This is a genomic window from Streptomyces sp. NPDC003011 (assembly GCF_053591515.1).
Genome location: NZ_JBSFTY010000183.1, coordinates 1 through 2,454, shown reverse-complemented (window position 1 = coordinate 2,454; position 2,454 = coordinate 1). Strand labels below are relative to the sequence as shown.

Annotated in this window: 1 protein-coding gene; it reads right to left on the bottom strand. The window is 74.5% G+C overall.

The annotated features are described in order from the left end of the window. Positions 1 to 153: 153 nt before the first annotated feature. Positions 154 to 2,319: a SpoIIE family protein phosphatase gene (locus ACWD0J_RS41155; protein WP_451500987.1), complete on the bottom strand. Its 2,166-nt coding sequence runs from the start codon at positions 2,317 to 2,319 to the stop codon at positions 154 to 156. Positions 2,320 to 2,454: the final 135 nt, after the last annotated feature.

The following is a 2,454-nucleotide window of genomic DNA, read 5'->3' as shown; positions in this document are numbered from 1 at the left end:
CGATCTCGGCGGCCGTGCACACCGAGGTGTCCGCCGCGCTGGTGGACGGCGTGTCGGAGGTGCCCCCGCTCCGCGCCCGGCGCCCCCGCTCCGCGCCTGGGGCTCCCGCCCCGCACCCCGCGCCCTCGGCTCCCGCTCCGGCCGCCCTCCCCGTCAGTCGTCCTTCCGCGCCCTGAGCAGCAGCAGCGCCACATCGTCGGCGCGTTCCCGGGTGGCCGTGCTGTGGCGGACGAGATCGTCGGCCAGCTCCTCCAGGGGACGGTCACCCGTCTCGGCCAGCCGCCGTCCGAGATCGGCGAGCGCGTCCTCGATGTCCACCCCGGGCGACTCGATCAGCCCGTCGGTGTAGAGGACGAGCACCGAGCCGGGAGCGAGGTCCACCTCCGTCGTCGGATAGGTGGCCGCGCCGTCGATGCCCAGCAGCGGGCCGCCCGCCAGGTCGAGCACCCGGACCCGCCCGTCGGGCCTGCGCAGCAGCGGCGGCGGATGCCCCGCCCGGGCCATCACGGCCCGCCCGTGCTCCGGGGCGAGCCGCAGATACAGGCAGCTGGCGAACAGATCCGAGCCGAGGTCGATCAGCAGCTGGTTGGTGCTGCGCATGACCTCGCCCGGCGTCTGCCCGACCGTCGTGTAGGCACGTACGGCGGTACGGATCTGCCCCATCAGCCCCGCCGCCGTCACGTTGTGGCCCTGCACGTCCCCGATCACGGCCGCCGCGCGCCCCTGGGCGGCCATCAGGTCGTAGAAGTCGCCGCCGATGTCCATGCCCTGCGTCGCCGGCAGATAGCGGGCGGCCGCCTCGATGCCCGCCAGTGAGGGCAGCGAGTGCGGCAGCAGGGCCTCCTGCAGGCCGTGCGCCAGCCGGTGCTTGGCGTCGTAGAGCATCGCCCGCTCCAGGGCCTGGGCGATCAGCCCGCCCAGACTGGTCAGCACCGCCCGTTCGTCCGCGGGGAACGGGTGCGGCTCGGGATAGGCCAGCACGCAGGTGCCCACCGGGCGGCCCGAGGCGATCAGCGGCAGATACGCCCAGGCCGCGAAACCGTCCGGGGTCGCCTGCCGCTCGGGATACAGGCGCTCCAGCTGCTCGCGGGACTCGAAGAACCCGGGCACGCCGTTGGCCAGGACATGGGTGCCCGGGGTCCGCTCGGTCAGCGGCAGCCCGTCGAACCGCTCCACGACGTACGGGTCCGGGTATCCGCGGTGCCCCAGCACGTGCAGCCGGCCCGCCCGGGAACCGAGGACCACCAGGGCGCGGCTGCCCACGGCCGGCGCGATCTCGTCCGCGACGAGCTGCACCACGTCCTGCACGCCCACCGCCTCGGTGAGCGCGCCCGCCAGGCTCAGGACCTGGGAGATGGTGACGAGCCGGGGCGAGGTGTCGCCGGGCCGCGGCCCGGACCGGTTCATCTCGGCCCTCATCTCCGCGACGGCTCGCGCCCGGCTGATCCGCACGCTCAGCCCGTTGGTGCCGGGGTACAGACGGAACGACAGCCACTCGCCGGGCGGCCGCAGCGCCACGAACGACGTGGTGTGCTGGCTGAACAGCGCGGCCCGGTACCGGTCCTCGTAGACCGGGTCGTTGAGCCAGGACACCGACGCCCACAGCGGGGTGCCGAGCAGATCGCCGGCCGGGACGCCGATCAGTTCGGCGGCGGCCGTGTTGGCGAAGGTGATCCGGCCGTGCAGATCGAGCGAGCACAGCCCGTACGGCAGCCGCGCCACCATCCGCGCCGCCTCCACCGTGCCGAGCGTGCCGGCCACGCCGCCCGCCACCGGCCCGGCGAGCAGATCGGGCTCGGCGTGCACCGGAACGCTCTCCTCGACGGCCCGCTCCAGCCGCACGGCCAGCCGGTCGCAGGCCGCGGTCAGATGGTCCCGCTCCCGGTCGGACAGCTCCGGCGGATGCGAGCCGGGCCAGGTCACGAAGACCGCGCCGTACACGGTCGACCGGGTGGCGACCGGCACCGCGGCCAGCGCGAAGGGATACGGCAGCACCACCGCGATCCGCGGATAGCGGGCGGCCATCTCCTGTTCCCCGCCGACCCAGACCAGCCGCCGTTCGCGCGCCGCCTCGGCCACCGGGATCGGCGCGTTCAGCCCCACCCGCTCCCACGGCGCCGCGAACGAGCGGGGCAGCCCCGCCATCACCGCCATCTCCAGCACCGATCCGTCGGCCGCCAGCAGATAGACTGCGCCGGAGTGCGCGTGCACCTCGTCCATCATCGAGGCCAGCGCCAGTGCCAGCAGCGGCTGTCCCACCCGCGTCCGGGCCGGCACCGGTGCCTGGGCGGACGGCTGCCCGTCGGACACGACGACCACCTCCTCGTACGGCCGGGCGACGGGTGTGTGGGATCAAATCTCCTACTCGGCGGCCCGTCCCGCACGGCGGGACGTCAGCCGCACGGCGACAGATCGGAAGAGCGGCGGGGAGGGAAAGAGTGTATGTTCGCGCGT